An 18,484-nucleotide genomic window follows, 5' to 3' on the forward strand; every position below is an offset into this window, starting at 1 on the left:
ACGCTGAGGAAGAGATTCGAACTCTTGCAGCGCGTTAGCACTACCGGTTTTCAAGACCGGCGCCGTAGTCCACTTGGCTACCTCAGCAAATGAATGGTTCCTAAATAGTCTTTTCAGCTATAAGGCTTTTGCTTTGAAATGAATAAAAAAGTTTTAAAGAAAGGATGTGAAGAGGATTACTCTTCACTTTCTGTAACTTCTTCTTCGGTTGCTGTCTCTACAACAGGTTCCGGCATCTGAACTGGGTATGATTCTACGTAGCTTACTTTTTCAAGACCAAGGTGCTCTATAAGTTCGCTTGCTACTCTTCCCTTTGCCATTAACCAGCGCTGGTTGAATGAAAGCATTGCAGGGACATCAATGGATACTTTGTTGTCCTCGATAGCAACCTCGAGGTCAGGAACGCCTGTATAAAGCGCAAGGAGACCTTTTACTTTCTCGATAGGCTCTTCGATCTTCTCGTCAATGGAATATTCATAGTTGATATCCTTTCCTGCGAGAGGGTGGTTGAAATCGACGCGTACTCTGCGGCCGATGACTTTTACAACAGTACCTCTTTTGTTGTCGAGTTCAACGTTCATGCCAGGGTATGCCTTATGGTCCTTGAACTTTGTCAGGGAAATGTTCTCCACAAGTTTTGGGTCATGGTCGCCAAAACCTTTCTCAGGTGTAACAATAACTGTGCCTGAGTAGCCGACCTCTTTACCTGCAAAGTCTTCATCAAGACCTGCAATGGTGTGTCCTGCGCCTACGATAACAACATCTCCACCGTACATACCGCGTGGGTTGTAGATCTCGTTTGTCTTTGCAAGCTCTTCGTCGGTCGTATCAAAGATCTGGTCTCCACCGAACTTTCCGGTGTATGATACTTTAATGATATCTCCTTTTTCTATTGCCAAGATGATCAACTCGATTGGATTTTATTAATTCAATTAATATCTATAGAGAATTCCTTCTCGGTATACTCTTTTGCCTTTAATAAGTTTTTGGGACAAATCGATCATTATTGGATAATAGATGTTTTAGTTCGTCAGGCTTCCTATTCTCAGTATCAAATATCAAATAAAACAGAGTTACCTCTCTATATGCTATTAAATGAATGATTATCACATTTAGTTTTTAATTTTTTCATTTGGATTATTTTTTGTAAGCTATCATTTTAGCCTTTAATAAAGATCTGAAATAACCGGAAGTAATATATGCACAGTTGATTATTACTCGCTAGCAGGCAAAGGTAGTAGACATGGTCAAAAAAACAATACATGAGATCAATGGCAGGATTCGTGACGGTAGTGTCAATGTAGTGACTGCCGAAGAAATGGTGGATATCGTTGGCGAGCTCGGTGCAGAAGGCGCTGCAAAGGAAGTCGATGTCGTAACTACCGGTACTTTCGGAGCCATGTGTTCTTCCGGCGTATGGCTGAATTTTGGTCACTCGGAACCTCCTATCCGAATAAACAAGCTCTGGCTCAACGATGTTGAGGCTTATTCAGGTGTTGCCGCGGTCGATGCATACATAGGGGCCACTCAGGCATCCCGTTCCAAAGGTCTGGAATACGGCGGTGCTCATGTCATAGAAGATCTAATTCGTGGCAGGTCTATCGATGTTCATGGGACTTCCTCTGGAACCGACTGTTACCCACGAAAGGTGATCGATACCACCATTAACATCTATGATCTGAATCAGGCCATCATGCTGAATCCTCGTAATGCATACCAGAAATACAACGCTGCTACTAACAGTACTAATCATACTCTGAACACCTATATGGGTACTCTACTACCGAATCATGGCAATGTGACCTACTCTGGTGCAGGTGTGCTCTCTCCAATGCACAATGATCCGAACTATGAGACCATAGGCACAGGCACGCGTATCTTCCTTGGTGGTGCCCAGGGCTATATCGTAGGCGAAGGCACACAACACTCTCCTGAATCAGGTTTTGGAACGCTCATGCTAAAAGGCGATCTCAAGGAGATGAGCTCCGAATACATCCGTGCTGCCAGTTTTGAGGGATATGGAACTTCCCTCTATGTTGGAATGGGTATTCCAATACCGGTGCTCAATGAGGATATTGCAAAAGCCACTGCTGTAACAGATGACGATATTGTTACAAACCTCCTTGATTATGGTATTCCCAGCAGCAAACGTCCTGCTATCAGGTCTGTCACTTATGGCGAATTGCGTTCCGGTTCGATAGATGTCAATGGTAAGGAAGTAACTACTTCATCTCTCTCAAGTTTCAAAAAGTCCCGCCAGATCGCCAATGAACTTAAAGATTGGATAAAAGGCGGTGAGTTCTTTGTCAGCATGCCGGTGGAACGTCTTCCAAGGGACACTGCATGCAACTCGATGAAACTATCCAGTGTAAATCCTCTTGTGGGGGATATCATGACTTCGGACGTTAGTATCATTCGGGCAGAAGCAAGCTTCAACGATGCTGCAAAAACCATCATGGATAGGCAGTTCAGCCATCTTCCTGTGGTCGATAAGGATAATTCCCTTGTGGGTATCGTGACTGCATGGGACATTTCCAAAGCTGTTGCAAAAGCGGAATATGATCTTGTTAAAGATATCATGACAAAAGATGTGGTGACCACAAGCCCTGATGAAGCAATAGACATTGCGGCTTTCAAACTTGACAGCAACAGTGTTTCTGCACTTCCTGTCATCGATGCAAAGAAACAAGTGGTTGGTATAATCACAAGTGATGATATCAGCAAACTGCTTGCAAGGAGGCAATAAAGATGAAGATAAAGATAAGCATTGAATCCGCCATTGTTACAAAACCGATATTAGCGGAGGCAATTATCGAAACAGGTGCTCTTCTGAACATTTCACAGGCACACTATGACACTACTCATGGTGAGGTTGTAGCTGATATTCCTTCTGAACAGTTCAGGCATATAAGGGATTCTCTTGTGGAGAAAGGTGCCGAAGTCGTAGTTCTTGACACTCCCATCAGCAGGGACGAGGAAGAATGTGTGGAATGCGGTGCATGTGTATCTGTTTGTCCTGTGGGGGTATTTTCCCTTGCTGACGACTGGAGTCTGGAGGTCGATCCTGACAAGTGCATCCAGTGTGGTACCTGTCTGACCATGTGTCCGCACAATGCTCTGGTTCTCGGGCAGTGATAGTTGAACATGAAAGAACATTTCCAGTTAAAGGAAACTATCGTAACGATAGTTGCAGATGATCAGTCCTATATCGAGGTGGCGAAGGATGCCATAGCCGTACACCGGCTGGAGCTTGAGGACTACATCCGCTCTGATCCTTATTTTAAAGTAACTCTTGAACCCTACGAATGTTCAAGTGATGCACCTGAAGTTGTCAAAAGACTCGTTGCTGCCGGCAATTCCGTGGGCATCGGTCCCATGTCCGCAGTTGCGGGTACGATAGCGGCACTTGCAGTTGTATCAATGGTCGATGCCGGTGCGACTTCTGCAATTGTCGATAATGGGGGGGATATTGCGGTTATCAACGACACACCTATAGTTATAGGGATATATGCCGGTCAGTCCTCTATAAGGAACATTGGGTTCACACTCGAGCCTTCTGACCACATTCGTGGTATATGCACATCATCCGGCACAGTTGGTCCCTCTATTAACTTCGGGTGTGCAGATGCTGCCGTGGTCTTTTCAGATGATGTCTCTCTGGCGGATTCAGCAGCTACCGAACTGTCCAATGCAACAGGCATAGGGCATGATGGCGTGGAAAGGGCGTTCGATGCTATAAGTTCTATTCCTGGTATCGATGGTGCGGTTGTTATACAGGGTGATCACATGGGTATGTGGGGTACAATTCCGCAGATCACACGCGCTGATGTGCAGTATGAGTGTATCACAAAAGGCTGAATCTAAATAAGATTTTTGAAAAATGTTTGGCAGTACCTTTTGGCCTGCCATTTTAAAAATAATATGTTTAAGCTACTGGGTGCTGGAAAGGTATCTCTTCATAAGGCTGGATCACAACGAATCCTTCTCCTTTGAAAGCCATCTGTATACTTTCACCACTTGAACGTCCGATAAATGATTTTAGTGATATATCTGTTTTGAGGTCAGGGTTAAGGTTGCCAGACCATGCAACTGTGGCGTTAGGATCGGTAAATACCGGTGTGTCCTTTGTAACTCTGAGTGTGACAGGGTCGTAATGTGTGGTTATGGCAACCATTCCGGTACCTTCGAGCTTTACATTAAAAAGTCCGCCTGCCATTATGCCGGTTACCTTTTTCATAAGCTTGATGTCCCATCCTATGCCTTCCTCGAATGCCAGAAGATCGTTACCGTTAACGAATATTGCTTCATTATCAAGGTTAATTATGGATATCTTCTTTCCTGCATCTGCAAGATATACTTTACCTTGTCCTTCTGCTTTTGTGAGGCTGATGCCTTCTCCTGTAACAGCTTTCTTCAAAAGTTTGCCGACCCCGTGTTCCAGTACGCCTTCTCTTGTGAATTTCACATTACCAAGGTATGCTACCATTGAACCCCTTTTGGTCCAGACGCGGCCATTAAGGTTTAGTTCTAGCATCCTGTCGCGCTCAAGTTCGAATAAACCTTCTCCTTTGTCCTTCTGTCCGGTTTCACTTATGAATTCTTCTATTGAATATCTTGGCATTTTATCATGTCCTCTAAAATATAAATTATAGTTAATTTCTAGTATTCTTCTCTATGTTTAATAAAGTTTCTTGGTACGTATTTACTGATTAATATTATTATATTTCAAGGGCTTATATATCGACAATCCCAGAACTTGAATATGGGGTAATTTGGAAAATCGATTGCAGTACTGTCCAAGTGCTTTGCGACAATTGTCGATAAGCTTATATATTACGATCTATGAATACTATATCTGAAGATAATCTAATGGGGGCAGTTCGGGCGGACGTAGGTCTGTCAGATCTATTTCTATATTGGATGAGATCTGAAAACAAGGGAAGGCGATGATCGATAGAATAATACCGGTTGATCCGGTAGTGTTTGAGGTGTTCGATCCAATTCCAGCCTGATCTAACCATCTGCTTACAACACGGATGGTGCCAGGGAAACCTGGCAAGAGAGTATAAAAATCAATTCATATTAATGTAATTAGGTCAATGCGTAGTAGAGCGCATAATTTGCACTAGAATGCAAATCCAAGAGAGGGGATGAACATGCAGTCTATAGTACAGGAAGCACTAAAACACACAGAGAAAGAGAGAGAGTACAGGCAGTCAGTTACAGAAGACGACAAATTCGAAGGCTTCGGTATGCCTAGGATCACCATCGTTGGTTGCGGTGGTGCAGGGAACAACACTATCAATCGCTTATACAATATCGGCATTGAAGGTGCAGAGACTATTGCTATCAATACTGACAAGCAACATCTGGACCATATTCGTGCTGACAAGAAGATCCTCGTCGGTAAGACTCTCACAAGGGGTCTTGGAGCAGGTGGCTATCCTGAGGTTGGCGCCAAGGCTGCAGAACTCGCACGTGGAACTCTTGAAGAGATATTCAAAGAGAGCGATCTTGTTTTCATCACTGCTGGAATGGGTGGAGGGACCGGTACTGGTGTTGCACCAGTTGTTGCAGAGATCGCAAAGGAGCAGGGAGCTATCGTTGTTGGTATGGTATCCAGTCCTTTCAGGGTAGAGCGTGCACGTACCGTCAAGGCTGAAGAAGGTCTCGATGCATTCCGCAGTGCAGCTGACACAGTGATCGTTCTTGATAATAACAGGCTTCTGGACTATGTTCCAAACCTTCCTATAGAGCAGGCATTCTCTGTAATGGACCAGCTTATCGCTGAGACCGTTAAGGGTATTACTGAAACTATCACTCAGCCATCCCTCATCAATCTTGATTACGCTGATATCAGGGCTATCATGGGCTGTGGCGGCGTTGCGGTCATGCTCGTTGGTGACAGCAAGAACCAGGACAAGAGCACTGATGTTGTTCGCACAGCACTTAACCACCCACTTCTCGATGTTGATTACAGAGGCGCTACAGGAAGTCTTGTGCACATCACAGGTGGTCCTGACCTCAGCCTGAAGGAAGCAGAAGAGATCGCAGCATCCCTTACATATGAACTTTCACCAGATGCAAACGTTATCTGGGGAGCACGTATAAGGGACGACTATGAAGGAAAGGTGCGTGTCATGGCTATTATGACAGGTGTTCAGTCCCCACAGGTGCTAGGTTCACAGTCCCAGGGCGGTATGGTCGAGAACGTTGTCATGAACACAAGTTCACACTCAAAGCCAAACTTTACTCGTGCAGAGCGAGGTCGCCGCACAGTTGTCGAGCCTATGGGTTCAAAGGCATCCTTTGGCGGTTCAATTATAGATATAATACAGTAATGTCATGCGTTGGTCGGAATAGATATTTCCGATCAACATGTACTTTTTTAATCTTCAGTCAAGTTCTATGGATATTCTTTTTTACGATGCCGGGAATCTAAATCCATGAAAGTTCTGATCGCGACGGGCAGACTTGCGGAAAGGACCGTAAGGCATTCAGTAGGTGATAATGCTGATGTTCTAGTACTCGATGTTGACGTTGCCGCATTTATAACTCCTCATAGATTGCTGCCTGCTATTAAAAAGCAAAATGGGATATATGATGTTATATTAGTCCCCGGGCTTGCATCCGGTGATTTTTCCATGGTGGCAAAAGAGCTTGGATGCAAGGTATTTCTTGGTCCCAAACATGCTTATGATCTTGGTAGTGTGCTCAAGCTCGCTGATGGTATGGATCTCTCACTTGAGGTGCCTGCATGTGAACTTCTTTCTGATATCTGGAGGGAACTTGCTCTTGAAACACTTGTGGAACTGGAAAACAATGCAGATATGCTTGCAATGATCGGTGACGTGAAGCTTGGTGGCGGCTCTCGAATGAAGGTCATGGCAGAGATCGTTGATGCAACTGGGTTCGAGGAAGATGCTTTATCTTTAAAAGTTATTGAATTTATCAGAAAGGGTGCGGATATCATTGACCTGGGAGCTTCGCTGACGTCATCTGTCGAAGATGTCAGGAAAGCAGTCCGTGTAGCCCGTAAGGTCTCAACGGTTCCTGTTAGCATTGATACTTTGGAATCCGGTCTACTAAAAGCTGCGATGGACGAGGGTGTCGACCTGGTGCTTAGTCTTAATTCCAGCAATATCGATATTGTAGGGAAGGATGTGGCGGAAGCAGGAGTCACTGCGGTGGTAATTCCTGATGCCGGAAACAGCTTTGAAAGCCTTGTGCATAACATCCAGGCAGCAAGGGATGCTGGCATTGAGAGTATAATTGCCGACCCCGTGCTTGATCCCATCGGACATGGGTTCGTCGATTCGATCGTCAGGTATGCACGTTTTCATGAGGAGTATCCGGAGATTCCTGTCTTCTTCGGTGCGGGCAATGTGACCGAACTCATAGATGCCGATTCTGTTGGTGTGAATGCCACTCTTTGCGGACTTGCAGCAGATGTTGGTTCCTGCATCTTGTTCACACCGGAGTTTAGTGAGAAGACGAGAGGTTCTATTGCTGAGCTTAATACGGGTGCCAGGATGATGGCACTTGCTTTGACGAGGAACAGTTCTCCGAAGGACCTTGGGCTTGACCTTTTGGTGCTTAAGGAGAAAAGGCGGCGGCCGGATGTTGCTATTCCTGAGGACTCTCTTCCTGCTAAAAGGTTTGCAGGTTGGGAACTTGATCCGCTCGGGCCGTTCCGTATTGGGATAGTTTCCGATGAGTGCGGCGGTATGATCGTTGCACAGCATGAGGATGCGTCCATCACGGGCAGAACTGCAAAGGAAGTCATCGAGACGATAATTAAAATGGGTCTTATATCAAAGCTCGACCATGCGGGTTATCTTGGATGTGAAATTCAAAAGGCTGAAATAGCCTTACGCCTTGGTAGGAGTTATTCACAGGACGATGATCTTTGATCTTTAGGTGTTATGATGAAATTGCAAAATTATGATAAGGAACTGATCGTTGAGATTATGGCTGCAAGCTATTTTGCTCAACAGGGCTGGAAATGGATCAACCTGAAACGCGATGCTGGCAAGCTATACAAGATCTATGATGAGCTTGTTGACCAGTACAATGCATATCCCTATATGAGCAAAGACTGGTATGTGGAGAACTCAGCTTCAAAAAGTATCCACATGTGCAGTAAATGGGAGGAGCTTAAAACGCTTGTGGATTTCCTCAAAGCTCATTCCGATGATCTTGATTTCCTTGTGAACAACAATAGTAAAAAGATGTTCTGCATAAAAACCACAGATGGCGATATCACTGATTCTCAGAGACGTGCCATTGCAGAGGCAAGGGATCTGAGATGTAATGTCTTTGTCTTCAAAGCTGAGGTTCCTGATGAGATGGACTTTGAAATATTGCAGGTAGGTGGCGGTTACTGATCTCACCTCCTTCTCCTATTTTCATTGGTAACCAAAATGTTTATATTCGAGTTATGCCTATTTAGATTTGCTTCAAAGTATAACTTTCTACTTCAAACGTAAGGCATTAAATAGTATTTACTCATGTATTTGCTGATTTTTTCCATTATGTTCCGGTTTAGTTAGTTCTTTTTAGCATCAATAAAAGGACGTGAAAAGTTTGTTTAATAACATGGAATCCACTGCACCAGTAGAAGCTGGCGAGACTTACGAAGTGACAATTGAAGATATCGCAAGGGAAGGAGACGGCATCGCAAGAGTAAGCGGTTTTGTAGTCTTTGTACCTAACACCTCCGTCGGTGACGAAGTTACCATCAAGGTAACAAAAGTAATGCGCAAGTTCGCATTCGGCGAAGTCGCTGAGTAATTTCTCAGTGTTCATATCTGGTGTGAAAGAAAGAGTGATCTTTCTTCATACCATTTACTGACATTCTTTTGATTCTCTTGTAGTTTTGTTCTAATTTTCTTCTTATATCATCTTGTTTCGTTGATCTTACGCTTATCTATTCTAATTGTTCCCTTATATTTTCTGCTGAAACACATTTATAATATATCGCTACTATAGAACACATTCTCATGATGCCTGAAGAATTATATGATATTATTGTTGTCGGGGCAGGACCTGCAGGTTCAACTGCTGCAGCTTATGCTGCACAGGTAGGTGCATCCGTACTCCTCATTGAAAAGAAAAAGGACCTGGGCGTACCACTTCAATGTGGAGGCTTCCTACCACATCTTGATACTTTGCAGGAGCTTGTGCCAAATGCACAACTTCCCTATATGCTTGAGGAGATTCCTGCGGAGTGCATTCACACTACAAGCAGTGTACAGCGTTTCATCGCTCCGAATGGATATTCCAAGGAATTTGAAGTGGATGCTGATGCCATCGACAGACGCAGGTTCGACAAATATCTTGCAAAAGAGGCAGGACGCTGCGGTGTGGATATGATGGTAGGCACAAATGTTCTTGAGGTCAATGGTACTTCCGTTAATGTGGATGGTGTTTTTGGAGCACACACAATTGGTGCTAAAGTGCTTATTGGGGCAGACGGTCCAAATTCCATTGTCGGCAGGGCAAAGGGTCTGGTAAGGGATCCCGATCCCATGGGTACCGGTACTGCTTTCGAGTATGAGATCAGTGGTGTGGATATTGACCGCGAAGCCGTTGAGATGTATTTTGGAAAGGATTACGTGCCCGGTGGTTATGCGTGGATAATCTCCCAGGGTGGGGATACTGCGAATATCGGTGTCGGTATAAGGGAAGTATTGTTCAGGAACGGGTTGTCTGCAAGGGATTATCTTGAAAGGTTCATGTATGAGCATCCTATAGCAAGTCCGAAACTTGCCGGTGCTTCCATTGTTTCAGTCGTATCCGGTCTTGTGCCGGTAGGTGGTGCACCCAAAGTAACTGCCACGAAGGATACTCTTGTGGCCGGGGATGCAGCAGGTCACATAATAGCCACCAACGGTGGCGGTATCTCCACTGCAATGGTCGGGGGTAAGATCGCAGGACAGACTGCAGCTGAATTCCTCGATGGTAAATGTGCTTTACAGGATTATGATGAGCGCTGGAGGCGGGAGATGGGGCTTGAGATAAAAACGGCGGTCTATGTGCGAAAGCTTATGGATAATCTCATGCGCTCTGATTCCATGATGTCGACTGCCATCAGGATGATCGCCCCTGAGCAGATGAAGGCATTGCAGTGTGGGCAGTTGCCGGATGCTGTGCGTAAAGGCCTCATCAAGATGAACTTTGGGATAAAATGAATTTCCTTTTTGCCTATGGCACTTTGAAAAAAGGACATAAGAGCCATCATCTTCTTGATGGAGCATCATTTGTTTCGGAAAATTGTACTGAAGATAAATTTCAGATGCTCGATATGGGTGATTTCCCCGCAGTCGTGAAAGAGAATCCTGTGTCGAGTATCGTTGGTGAGTTGTTCAGTGTCGATGATCGTACATTGTCCGCTATAGATGGATTTGAGGGGAACTGGTTTTGCAGGGGGGAAGTCCTCCTTAAAGACAGTTCTGTTGCATGGATGTATTTTCTATCGGACGATGTGTCCTATGGAGGACGTTCATCTATCGTTTCGGGAATATGGCTAAAGGATGAAGGAGATATTTACGAATGATCGAAGAAGAATTCAATGGGGATATTGCAGGTGTCGGAACTTTCTGTTACGAGGGGCATGACAATCTTTATCTTAACATTACTAACAGATGCAGTGCAAACTGTATCTTTTGTATTCGTGATATCTCTGATGGCATTTATGGATATGACCTTCGCCTTAAGAAAGAACCATCCATTGATGCGATCCTGGATAAGCTAGGCTCCATTGACCTTGAAAAATACCGTGAGGTCGTTTTCACTGGCTTTGGTGAACCTACTATAAGGTTCGATGTTGTGCTTGAAGTGACTAGCTGGTTAAAAGAACGTGGGATGAAGGTGCGGATCGATACCAACGGACATGCTCAATTGCTTCATCCTGAAAGAAATGTTATCTCTGAGCTTAAGGAAGCTGGTCTTGATGAAGTTTCAGTAAGCCTTAATGCCGAATCGAAAGAAAGATATGACGAACTATGCCAGCCTGCTTTTGAAAATGCCTATGAGGCAATGCTCGAGTTCACAAAAGAAGCAGTAAATGCCGGAATAGAGGCTCGTATGACCGTGGTGGGTTTCAACGATGTCGATATTCTGAAATGTGAAAAGATAGCACATGATATAGGTGCTGCTTTTCACGTAAGATGATATCTTAGTCCAATTTCAGATATACTTGAAAAGGTCATCCCTTTTTTCTTCGTGGAGACGTTTTCTAAGAAGGCCTTTAAGGCTTTTTATATCTCCCTTTTTAGCACTGGTGGGTGCAACGATATAGTTCCACTGTTTCCATGGTGCTGACAAACCGAACTTTTCAACGATTGCATCAAGCCTTTCATCATGCTCCACATCCTTTATACGATCCATCTTATTGACGGCTATGATGGTGTCGAATCCAAGCTCATTGAAAAAGTCGAATATCTCAATGTCGATAGGTATTTCATTCCGGCTTTCCCAGCGTTCAACTACATCGACGAATGAAACGGGATCAGCAACAATTACTGCGATCTTTATCCTGTCAGCATTTTTCTCTATGTAGCGGACGATCTGGTCTTTAACAATGTCCTGCTTCCTGTCCTTTACGCCGCTCATGAACCCAAAACCGGGCAGGTCTGTTATCAGCATATCGGAAAGAAGGACCTGTGTCGGTTTTAGTGTAACTCCAGGGCGTTTTCCCACCTTTACTTGCTTGCCGGTGAGCTCTCTTATTATGGAAGATTTACCAACGTTCGATCTTCCTGAGATGATTATCTCAAATTTGACTTTATCTAGATTCTGATCATATTTCATGTCATGCTCCCGCTGTCCAAACTCCTGAAAGGGCTATATAGGTTTCGTTCAGTGAATTCCAATATCTATCAGAAAGAAAGGGCTTCGTCGATTACTACTTCGGTGGGGGGCGGTATGTCATTACCGGTTACCAATTCCGGAGGAGGTATGTTCAACCTTCCATCAATTATCTTGTTGCTATGTATATCATTATTATTCATAGGGAGCAGAACATTCCATTCCTCTGAACTTTCTGAAAGGACTGTGGGCATAACATGGTCTGTATCAATATCAAATGGTTTTGCTTTTGAAAAATCATGTGCTGCTATCAATGACCTATTCACATCGATACTGTCGCCTCAGTAGAGCATATGGCCGACTGTCCTTCCCAGTTCCTATTTTCGTCTGCAGCTATGGATGTATTCGCGAAGGCCAAAATGAAGGTGGATATTATTATGCAGATGTAGTTTCTCATTATATGACCCTTTTAATTTCTCCTTCTTAGCAGGTATACGCCTGCAATTGCGACAATTGCGAACAGGGATCCGAATCCCGGTTGGACCTTCTCTTCATTTTCGTCGGCGGTCTGGGCATTTTCATTATTATTTCCGGAAGTTATTCCGGGAATCTCAAGGCCGGAATCTGCGCCTGAAGTATCCTCATTATCTCCAGTTTCGGGAGGTATCTCTACTGTTATAACAGGCATGTTGGATATTTTCTCACCTTTGAAATCTTCCATATCAATAAATGTTGCAGTGGCAGGAGGAAGCTTAAAAGTACCGGGTTCATCCATCCTCGATATGTATGTATAACTACTGGATTGACCTGCAGTAAGGACTTCATCGAGAGATGTATCCCCACTGATGAATGTTGCACCTTCCGGGAACTGGGTCGAAGTGACCCTTGTACTGGCATCCCTGTTACCTTTGTTCTTCGCTGTAACCGTGACTTTCACTTCTTCCCCGGGTCGTATGTTTGATCTGTCCAATGTCTGTGCCAGTACAATCTCAGGACCGTTGATCGTTAACGTCGGCTGATCTGATTCGAAGGTGTATTCTTTATCATTGGAAGCTATAAATGATGCTGTTGATTCAGGAGCAGTAAAAGTACCTGCCTGAATTGGCTTTAATGAATATGCAAACATTTCTTTTGTTTCGCCCGGTGCGAGTGAAATTGTTTTTTCAAGGGTTACACTGTCCCTTAATTCAACACCTTCAACAATAGAATTTCTGATAGTGACTGAATTTATATCGCATATTCCCGAATTGCGGACATAGACAAGAACATGTGCTGTTTGATCCATATATATTTCTTTGGTCATGGATTTGGTTAGTATGAGTTCGACCTTTGGTTCAATTGTAATGGTCTTTGATTCGCTGTCCTCATACAGATTGTTGTTGATGTCTTTGGCTTTAACTATGGCTTTCAGGTCCATCGTTGTTTCTTCCCAGGGCTGAGGTACTTTGAACTTGACAGTCATAGGCTCGGAAGCCCCGCCCTTTTTAAGAGTATCAATCTCATATTTGAGCTTCCCGTCTGCTAATTCCATCCCGCCCGACTCGATAACAAGTTCAATATCCTTACCTTCAGCATCTCCAGTATTCGTAATGGAATACGTTGCAGTTATCTCCTGTGGTGAACTCATGGTCTTCGGGTCGTATTCCTCCTTATCCGTTGTTATTGTGATATCAAATGCTGGATGGCCCCTTCCGTAGATTTGTATTCCTGCTGTAGGTTTTTCCATATTGCCGGTCCATTCATCGATGTTCAATGTTACTGTATTCACATAGACCTTTATGTCTTGTCCATATTCCTCATCCCTGAATTCAAAGCTCTGGCCTACCCGCAAGAAACTGAAATCTTTAATTTCGTTGTTTCTTGTTAGTGAAATATGTACATATCCATCTTTGGTGAAATCTTCTGCTTTTATTATGTAGTTATTACTATCTCCTCCATAAGTCATTGTATCTCCCCAGTTTAATGTAGAAGAGGTCGTTGATTTCCATTCAACATCGTCTATTGTGTATGCAGATGCAGTAAATGGGAGCAAGCAAAGGAATATCAATAGTGCAGAGAGCATTAGTAAAGATATTGATTGTAGAGATACAGCTTTCCGGAGCATAGGACACCTTCATTGAATTGTTGATATTGATCAGGGTTTATTTATGATCTGATCATATGACCTCTGATCAACTTTTAAAATGATCGAATATATTTATGTATTTATTGATTGGTAATATATATTATTATATTTTATTTAACTTTATAGTTTAAAGTTATTATAAAACCATAACTTTATAATATAATCATTTTTAGGATGTAGATGTTTTTCCTCATTCGATTAAAACATGTTTCGTTACACTATAAAGGTCATAAAAGCAATAATAAACATTTATTTGATAATCAAAAAAAAATTAATAATCTTCAGGTAGCATGATTGTGTACTTGTTCACCTCGTTTAATGACAATTAGAAACTTATTTAATGATGCTGAAAACATTAAGACCATTTGTTAAAATTAAAAGGAAAGTGATGAGTATTAACAAATTTCTACCCTATCTTCTTGAGCATTATATAAATCCAATAATTATTTTTATTGTTTGTACAGCAATACTATCTGTCGATTCTGATGTTAGCAATAATGTTATTTTTTCTTCTCTTAAGCAAATACCTTCGATTTATTATAAGGGCGGTATTGTTTTTGGAATATTATGGGTTGTTTGCATACTCATTTACAACCATATAAAAAAACAGAGAGATTACTCACCTGCTTTTGTTAAAAGAGCGAGTCCTCGTCATGGTTGGAAAGAATTAGGGCCAGTTGAGCATAAAAGTATTCTTTGGACAGTACGTATTCCACAAAATAGTCGTATGTCTGGTAGATCTAAAATTAGTATCCTTGATGATATTGATATTAAAATTCCACCAGAGTGTCCAGAATGTAATACCGAATTAGTCGAAAAGAAAAATATCATAGGATTTTATACTTGGAGTTGTCCGCATCCAAAATGCAATTTCAAAAATGGATGGAATAAAAATAGCTGGGATACTGAAAAGAGCAATGTTAAAAAAATTGTAAAACGCGACATGAAATCAGAAATTAGAGCAAAAGAAAATAGCTGAACATCCTTCAGCTCAATAATCTTCAGGCAACATTACTGTGTACTTGCCAAGTTCGTTTAATGATATGAATATCTGCTGTTTCTTCCCACTGGGCAACTCAATATTTCCTGAATAAAACGATTCGGGCTTATCCTTGAAGTTATTAGATGCCTTCCGTACAATGACATTAGCCTGATTCAATAGGTCCAATAGATTAGGGATATTGATGTTGTCATCCTGCAAATATCCTTGAGCCATCAGGTTAGTTGTAATGTACCTAAAGATTCCCTCCTCCCATTCAGGATTGACTTGAATGATGTCGAAAAGGATGCCATCTTCAACAGCTTGTTCCGACGTGTAAGTATAGACAACTTCACCAAAAATATCATCCATACTATCACATCTCTCTATGGATTGCTACAACAAAGGTTGATCTGTCAGGTGCGATTACAACAAAACCACTATCATTAGATATTGTTCCTGCAATGACACCTATACGATTAGCATCAGATAGGACTCCTGCTTCTTCAAGTGTCAGTACTTCATAGGATAGGATTTCCCCTTCCTCATCATCTTCATCTTCCCATGTTTTGTTCCATATTGCATTCTCAAGAAATGTCTTAAAATCAGATTCGGTAGTCATATTTTATCACCGATACAATTTATCCGAGACATTCCTAATGTAAACTTTGGAATATTAGTTACAATGATTTAGAGGTAGATGTATGTAGTGATATTGGTGGTTAGGAAGTGAGATTCAACTCATCCTATTTTTTACAGATTGCAACAACCTTATATGTAAAGATAAGGATTAATGTGACTACAATTACAATTACCTCAATTAAATTCAACCTTTTAGAGTTTTAATAGTGATGATTAATATGGATCCGGTTTCGGTTATAGCTATAGCTGCTTCGTTAGTAACTATATTTGCTTTTATATATGTTGTGAAAATGGATTATCGAGGCAATAGGCAGAATCCAGATCAAGAATTAATCAATTATCACTCAACAATAGAAATTAATAGAAAAAAGATAATTGAAATTTCTAATGGGGAAGTAGAGGATGATTTGCAATCTACTCTAGATGCTATAGTAAATAGTTATAAAAATCAAAATATTGCCCTTTTCAAAAAACTTGTAAAAATACATGACTCTAAGTGGAATCGCGCTTTTGAAACTTCAAATATTGGTCCCAGTCAATCCAAAATCACAGATTATTTTTGTGAACATTACAGTTATTTAATTATTCAATTAATTAAAAAACAAGCAGACTATGAATCGATTAATCCAGTATTAGAATCATTTTCGGGCAATAGCAATATGTTATTAGAGCCTCTAAAAAAAGATATCAGTATTTACAAAAAAGAAATACGTCCTATTTTGTACTACTATTTCAAATTTATGGATGAATCGATTGAACATAAAAATGATGCTATTTTTGGTGAATGTTTAGATGAGTCTTTAAAGCTCCTTGAAACATCAATAGAACTAAACTATGATGATTCAGATATTGTCATAAACTTTATGCCTCATTATAGTTCATTAGTACAATCAGCTTGTCAAGCAAATTATGATGTGACTCAGGTATCAGTAATTTTGTTGGATCTTAGTAAAGTTTTAATGCATAATAAATTCTTCAAAAGTTTCGAACTTGTTTTACTTCTGCTTGAAAATATAATTACTTCTAACTCTGATTTATATAAAAAAAGCATTTCAATTTCTGATGAAGATAAGAACAAAATAAAACTAAACATTATGTTTGCCGAAAGAAATCTATTGTATATGATAAGTAATGTAAAATTTAACTTACCTACGAAATGCTGTACAAAAATAGAAACTTTTTTGGCCAAAACTCATCCACGGGCTTCGTATGATTATGCCTTAGACTATGCTTTTGATAAAACATATGAGTTGGTTAAGAATGACAAGGAATCTTGTATGAATCTTTTTGATATTAAGAAGCGACTAATTGCATAATAAATAAGTCCATATTTTGACACTCTATTATGAAATAAATCAATGGAATATATTTCCCACTGACTATATTAATTTTCAAAATATCGTTTCTGATTTTCTTTATACGTAATTCCTTTTTCATCGACCCACGTAATTGGACCAGGAGCTTGTCTGCCCAATATAGTTGAAGATGCGGCACTTGGACTCGAAAATATTGTATCTTCTGAAAATACATAATTTTTATCTTTGTCGATTAACACTCCGGAATCTAGGAGTTTCTCTCTTATTTTAATCCTGCCTATTGATATTGATTTAGAAGTAGTTTTGCTGCACTGAGAACCATTTAATACAATGATACCTTGATCGGATTCATACATTTGTGCTTCAAGTTTATTGCTTTTAATATGATAGATTATTGGCTGAGTTTCAACTTTTTCTCTATTCTTTGAAGGAATATTTTTAGTTACACTTGGAATTAATACTTTATAGCTCACAACAGGCAATATCAACTTAATCTGATCTAAGAAATATTCCATGTCGGAAATATCGGCTTCATGTAAAGTTGGTAAACTTGGAGCAGTTCCATTTTCGATTTCAGATGTTTTTGCTTCCTTTGCCAAAGTTACAATTCTAGATTCAAGATACTTGATGTGAGATTTTGTTAATAAATCATCTTTACTAATAAATCCAATAAATTCAGTAAATTCTTTGTCAGGATTTGATAAGTGCTGTTTGACACGAATTTTTAGGTTTTCAGCTTCTCCAACATATATTTTTTCAGAATAAATATTATCATCAGGAATCGATTTTAATATGTACACACCGGGGTTCTCAAACTCATCTCGCGATAAGACATTTGGAAGAGCTGATCTAGAGGAATATATTGCTTTTCCAGACCAATTCCCAATTTCGACAGTTCTTGGTCCATACTCATTTCCATCAATTAGGAATATAGTTAATTTATTCCCCATTACCTTCATTCCTTAAAATTTTTATTCGATTATCAATTAATGATGCATAAACTATCTCTTGGTATAACCTATAATAATATCCCTCATCTTGAGAACGATAAGCACAAGAGATCTACATGAGAAACAGGATATCCCATCATGGTCAAGCCAGCACGATAAAAGAAGTAGGTAAATACTCCAAAAAAGGATATGTTTGAATATATGCGTTCAATCATTTAATTCACGAATTGGTCGTGTTTCACCCATATAAGAATCAATCTTTAATGGTGGTTTACCTCTTTGCATCTTTCTTAAATTAAGCTCCCTTCCTTGTTTATACAGACATAAAAGATTCAAATAAGTTGTAGCTCCAAAGATATTTAACTTGTACTTGTATTGGGAACGGCTGATGGAAGAAAGTGGGGACAAGAAGGGTAGTAAGAAGTAGATGTGGGAGTATGTAACGAGGCATGGCTGAATGAACGTGAATGTGGTTGATGATTGTTAAAATGAATATATGAATTTTGGAAAGGTGAAAAATATGTCTGTTGAGAACGAATTTCGAGAATATAAAGAAGATGTAATGAAACTTTTGGACTATTTTGAATGTCCGGAGGGATGTGAGAAGTGTAAAAATATGAGAGAGAAGAACGGTGTCACGGTGGGCATGTTCCCATTCTGG

Annotated in this window: 20 protein-coding genes and 1 tRNA gene; 12 read left to right on the forward strand and 9 right to left on the reverse strand. The window is 40.9% G+C overall.

The genetic code is table 11. From position 1 onward, the window contains the following. Nucleotide 1 precedes the first annotated feature (1 nt). Nucleotides 2-87, reverse strand: a tRNA-Ser gene (locus QAS77_RS03480). Nucleotides 88-176: 89 nt separating this feature from the next. Then, a complete protein-coding gene (locus tag QAS77_RS03485; RefSeq protein WP_305064162.1) occupies nucleotides 177-899 on the reverse strand; it encodes a peptidylprolyl isomerase in 723 nt (240 codons plus the stop codon). A 344-nt stretch (nucleotides 900-1,243) separates the two neighbouring features. Between QAS77_RS03485 and QAS77_RS03490 the strand changes: the two genes are divergently transcribed. From QAS77_RS03490 to QAS77_RS03500, 3 genes are read left to right on the forward strand one after another with little or no spacing between them, the layout of a single operon-like run. After that, nucleotides 1,244-2,746 (forward strand): homocysteine biosynthesis protein, encoded by a 1,503-nt coding sequence (locus tag QAS77_RS03490; protein ID WP_305064163.1) that lies wholly within the window; start codon nucleotides 1,244-1,246, stop codon nucleotides 2,744-2,746. A 2-nt stretch (nucleotides 2,747-2,748) separates the two neighbouring features. Beyond that, nucleotides 2,749-3,135, forward strand: coding sequence for a 4Fe-4S binding protein (locus QAS77_RS03495; protein ID WP_250867949.1), 387 nt, complete (start codon nucleotides 2,749-2,751; stop codon nucleotides 3,133-3,135). A 9-nt stretch (nucleotides 3,136-3,144) separates the two neighbouring features. Continuing rightward, nucleotides 3,145-3,858 carry a UPF0280 family protein gene (locus tag QAS77_RS03500; protein ID WP_250867950.1) on the forward strand — a complete coding sequence of 238 codons (714 nt, stop codon included), beginning with the start codon at nucleotides 3,145-3,147 and terminating at the stop codon, nucleotides 3,856-3,858. 67 nt (nucleotides 3,859-3,925) lie between these two features. On the opposite strand, the gene QAS77_RS03505 is transcribed toward QAS77_RS03500, so the two are convergent. Continuing rightward, the gene (locus QAS77_RS03505; RefSeq protein WP_250867951.1) at nucleotides 3,926-4,621 is read right to left on the reverse strand and encodes an AIM24 family protein; all 696 of its coding nucleotides are present in this window, start codon (nucleotides 4,619-4,621) and stop codon (nucleotides 3,926-3,928) included. A gap of 535 nt (nucleotides 4,622-5,156) precedes the next feature. Between QAS77_RS03505 and ftsZ the strand changes: the two genes are divergently transcribed. The 7 genes from ftsZ (at nucleotide 5,157) to QAS77_RS03540 (ending at nucleotide 11,175) form a co-directional block, all read left to right on the forward strand. Continuing rightward, nucleotides 5,157-6,341, forward strand: a complete 1,185-nt coding sequence (gene ftsZ, locus QAS77_RS03510) for a cell division protein FtsZ (RefSeq protein WP_250867952.1) — start codon at nucleotides 5,157-5,159, stop codon at nucleotides 6,339-6,341. A gap of 105 nt (nucleotides 6,342-6,446) precedes the next feature. Beyond that, nucleotides 6,447-7,913 (forward strand): dihydropteroate synthase-like protein, encoded by a 1,467-nt coding sequence (locus QAS77_RS03515; protein ID WP_305064164.1) that lies wholly within the window; start codon nucleotides 6,447-6,449, stop codon nucleotides 7,911-7,913. A 15-nt stretch (nucleotides 7,914-7,928) separates the two neighbouring features. Then, complete coding sequence (locus QAS77_RS03520; RefSeq protein ID WP_250867954.1) at nucleotides 7,929-8,387, forward strand: hypothetical protein; 459 nt, start codon at nucleotides 7,929-7,931, stop codon at nucleotides 8,385-8,387. A gap of 211 nt (nucleotides 8,388-8,598) precedes the next feature. Beyond that, nucleotides 8,599-8,793: a TRAM domain-containing protein gene (locus QAS77_RS03525; RefSeq protein ID WP_048063138.1), complete on the forward strand. Its 195-nt coding sequence runs from the start codon at nucleotides 8,599-8,601 to the stop codon at nucleotides 8,791-8,793. 209 nt (nucleotides 8,794-9,002) lie between these two features. Continuing rightward, nucleotides 9,003-10,193, forward strand: coding sequence for a geranylgeranyl reductase family protein (locus tag QAS77_RS03530; protein WP_305064165.1), 1,191 nt, complete (start codon nucleotides 9,003-9,005; stop codon nucleotides 10,191-10,193). Then, entirely contained in the window at nucleotides 10,190-10,558 is a 369-nt protein-coding gene (locus tag QAS77_RS03535; RefSeq protein WP_250867956.1) for a gamma-glutamylcyclotransferase family protein, read from the forward strand. The genes QAS77_RS03530 and QAS77_RS03535 overlap by 4 nt, the downstream gene beginning before the upstream one ends. Then, nucleotides 10,555-11,175 carry a TatD family nuclease-associated radical SAM protein gene (locus QAS77_RS03540; protein ID WP_250867957.1) on the forward strand — a complete coding sequence of 207 codons (621 nt, stop codon included), beginning with the start codon at nucleotides 10,555-10,557 and terminating at the stop codon, nucleotides 11,173-11,175. Before QAS77_RS03535 ends, QAS77_RS03540 begins: the two co-directional genes overlap by 4 nt. 15 nt (nucleotides 11,176-11,190) lie before the next feature. On the opposite strand, the gene engB is transcribed toward QAS77_RS03540, so the two are convergent. The 3 genes from engB to QAS77_RS03555 all read right to left on the reverse strand — a co-directional run bounded on the left by engB (nucleotide 11,191) and on the right by QAS77_RS03555 (nucleotide 13,915). Beyond that, a complete protein-coding gene (engB, locus tag QAS77_RS03545) occupies nucleotides 11,191-11,814 on the reverse strand; it encodes a GTP-binding protein EngB (RefSeq protein WP_250867958.1) in 624 nt (207 codons plus the stop codon). A gap of 68 nt (nucleotides 11,815-11,882) precedes the next feature. Next, the gene (locus tag QAS77_RS03550; protein ID WP_305064166.1) at nucleotides 11,883-12,137 is read right to left on the reverse strand and encodes a hypothetical protein; all 255 of its coding nucleotides are present in this window, start codon (nucleotides 12,135-12,137) and stop codon (nucleotides 11,883-11,885) included. Between the two features lie 143 nt (nucleotides 12,138-12,280). Then, nucleotides 12,281-13,915 carry a BatD family protein gene (locus tag QAS77_RS03555; RefSeq protein ID WP_305064167.1) on the reverse strand — a complete coding sequence of 545 codons (1,635 nt, stop codon included), beginning with the start codon at nucleotides 13,913-13,915 and terminating at the stop codon, nucleotides 12,281-12,283. Nucleotides 13,916-14,276: 361 nt separating this feature from the next. On the opposite strand from QAS77_RS03555, the gene QAS77_RS03560 reads away from it, so the two are divergent. Beyond that, nucleotides 14,277-14,915, forward strand: coding sequence for a hypothetical protein (locus tag QAS77_RS03560; protein WP_305064168.1), 639 nt, complete (start codon nucleotides 14,277-14,279; stop codon nucleotides 14,913-14,915). A 12-nt stretch (nucleotides 14,916-14,927) separates the two neighbouring features. Here the strand turns inward: QAS77_RS03560 and QAS77_RS03565 are convergent, their stop codons facing one another. Together QAS77_RS03565 and QAS77_RS03570 are read right to left on the reverse strand one after the other, a co-directional pair. Beyond that, entirely contained in the window at nucleotides 14,928-15,287 is a 360-nt protein-coding gene (locus tag QAS77_RS03565) for a hypothetical protein (RefSeq protein WP_305064169.1), read from the reverse strand. A gap of 4 nt (nucleotides 15,288-15,291) precedes the next feature. Continuing rightward, on the reverse strand, nucleotides 15,292-15,537 hold the full coding sequence (locus tag QAS77_RS03570; RefSeq protein WP_305064170.1) for a hypothetical protein: 246 nt from the start codon (nucleotides 15,535-15,537) through the stop codon (nucleotides 15,292-15,294). 238 nt (nucleotides 15,538-15,775) lie between these two features. On the opposite strand from QAS77_RS03570, the gene QAS77_RS03575 reads away from it, so the two are divergent. Next, on the forward strand, nucleotides 15,776-16,873 hold the full coding sequence (locus tag QAS77_RS03575; protein WP_305064171.1) for a hypothetical protein: 1,098 nt from the start codon (nucleotides 15,776-15,778) through the stop codon (nucleotides 16,871-16,873). A 68-nt stretch (nucleotides 16,874-16,941) separates the two neighbouring features. Here QAS77_RS03575 and QAS77_RS03580 read toward each other — a convergent pair whose 3' ends face one another. After that, nucleotides 16,942-17,832 carry a GIY-YIG nuclease family protein gene (locus QAS77_RS03580; RefSeq protein ID WP_305064172.1) on the reverse strand — a complete coding sequence of 297 codons (891 nt, stop codon included), beginning with the start codon at nucleotides 17,830-17,832 and terminating at the stop codon, nucleotides 16,942-16,944. Between the last annotated feature and the right edge of the window lie 652 nt (nucleotides 17,833-18,484).

The organism is Methanococcoides sp. (assembly GCF_030594565.1).
GTDB classification, from domain to species: Archaea; Halobacteriota; Methanosarcinia; order Methanosarcinales; family Methanosarcinaceae; genus Methanococcoides; species Methanococcoides seepicolus.